Annotated in this window: 1 protein-coding gene; it reads left to right on the plus strand. The window is 75.6% G+C overall.

The genetic code is table 11. The features are described 5' to 3' along the window. Positions 1-66 precede the first annotated feature (66 nt). A complete protein-coding gene (locus AB0M52_RS33820) occupies positions 67-1,521 on the plus strand; it encodes a hypothetical protein (protein WP_363961950.1) in 1,455 nt (484 codons plus the stop codon). Positions 1,522-1,585: the final 64 nt, after the last annotated feature.

Here is a 1,585-nt window from a genome sequence, read left to right on the forward strand (position 1 = left end):
CGTCCTAATCTTCCGGCTCTGTGCTTTTGGGCCTAATGACGGCACGCAGCGCAGCGGAGTGCCGTCATGAGCGGGGGGTGGCGGCTGGACGCGGCGGTCCGTGACCTGCTGGAGCGGGCGTTGCACGTCTACCGGGACGATCCCCGGGCCACCGACCAGTTACGACGCCAGCTGACCCGGCTGGACCAGCCGTTGCGGGTCGCGGTCGTCGGCGGCTGGCGCAGCGGCAAGTCCACCCTGCTCAACGCGCTGATGGGCGAGGAGGTGGCACCGGTCGACGGGAGCGCCTTCACCTGGTACGAGGACGGCCCGCAGCCGGACGCCGTCGGGTACTCGACCAGCCATCCGCCGCAGCGGCTGACCGTGTTGCGGTCGGGCACCGGGATGCACGTCGACCTCGCCGGTTGGCGGGCCGGCGAGCTGCGCGACATCGTGGTGCGCTGGCCGACCCGCTCGCTGCGGCAGGTGACCCTGGTCGACACACCGGCGCTCGGCGTCGACGAGCACGGGCGGGACCCGGTGCTGGAGCGGGTGCTGCGGGAGACCGACGCGATGCTGTACCTGACCCGGGACGCCCACGGCGGCGACCTGCGCGGGCTGCAGTCGGCCCGGGAGAGCAGCGTCGGGCAGGCCGCCCCGGTGCACGCGATCCTGGTGCTGTCTAGAGTGGACGAGTCCGGGGGCGGGCGGGTCGACGCGCTGCTCGGCGCCCGCCAGCTCGCCCGGCGGGCCCTCCGGGAGCCGCACGTGGACGCGCTGTGTGTCACCGTGGCCCCGTGCAGCGGCCTGCTCGGCCTGGCCGGACGGGTGCTCGGCGAGTCGGATTTCGCGGCGCTGGCCGCACTGGCGCAGGTGCCGCGCGCCGAGCTGGAGCCGTACCTGCTCTCCGCCGAGCGGTTCGGCCGCGGCCAGCCGCCCGTCCCGCTGGACGCGGCGACCCGCGGCGCACTGCTGGACCGGCTCGGCCTGGTCGGCGTACGCCTGGCGACCACCCTGGTCCGCACCGGCTGCGACAGCCGCGCGGCCCTCTCGACCGAGCTGGTCCGCCGCAGCGGGCTGGGCGAGCTGCGCGAATCGATCAACCGCCTGTTCGTCGACCGGCGGGAGGTGCTCAAAGCCCGCTCGGCGCTGGCCGCGGTGGAGGCGCTGCTGCGCGCCGAACCCGGCCCCGGCACCGCCGAGCTGCTCGGCACCCTTGAGCAGATCCTCGCCGGCGCGCACGAGTTCCAGGAGTCCCGCCTGCTGGCGGCGCTCCGCGACGGCCGGCTCGGCTTCGAGGTCGAGTTGGCGGAGGAGGCCCGGCGACTGCTCGGCGGCGACGGCGACGTGCTGGCGGCCCGGCTCGGCGGTGCCGCCGACGCGACGGCCCCCTGGCTGTGGGAGGCCGCCGCCGACGCGCGGTGGCGGTGGCAGGAGCGCGCCGAGGACCCCGCGCTCCGGCTGGCCCAGCGGCGCGGCGCGCAGGTCGTGGTACGCAGCTGCGACGGCATGCTCGCCGAACTGACCGCCCACGCCCGCTGACCAGCCCCAACTGAGGGCAGGTGGCGTTGACCCCGCCAGGTACGCGTCCGCTCCCCGGGTCAAT

Source organism: Micromonospora sp. NPDC051296 (assembly GCF_040682255.1).
Lineage (GTDB): Bacteria > Actinomycetota > Actinomycetes > Mycobacteriales > Micromonosporaceae > Micromonospora > Micromonospora craterilacus.